We start from the raw sequence: 329 nt of genomic DNA, 5'->3' as shown, positions 1-329 counted from the left end.
CTAAATGCTGCCGTTGTATCCGTTTTGCTTGTGTTTGCCAAGTCAGAAATCGGCGTTACCGTTGCATCTGTTGTTACATCTACTACGTTAGAGTTTCCTGCCTTAGATCCGCCAGTTACTACTACTTGGAACTTGTAAGCAGTGCTTTGTGTTAAGCCTGTTACAGTTGCCGTTGTTGAGCTTTGATCCAATGCTGCGGATGTAGTGGAATCCGTCCAGGTTGTTCCGCCATCTGTAGATTGTTGCACCTTAACTGCTGTTGCTCCCGTTGGCGTTGCAAAGCTAAATGCTGCCGTTGTATCCGTTTTGCTTGTGTTTGCCAAGTCAGA

1 pseudogene is annotated in these 329 nt (G+C 46.5%); it reads right to left on the bottom strand.

Annotation, left to right across the window (positions count from 1 at the left end):
* A pseudogene (locus tag ICC18_RS33445) lies at positions 1–329 on the bottom strand (hypothetical protein); the annotation flags it as partial.

Origin of the sequence: Paenibacillus sedimenti, assembly GCF_014534655.1 — a bacterium.
Lineage (GTDB): Bacteria > Bacillota > Bacilli > Paenibacillales > NBRC-103111 > Paenibacillus_E > Paenibacillus_E sedimenti.
This window is presented reverse-complemented; position numbering and strand designations above follow the sequence as displayed.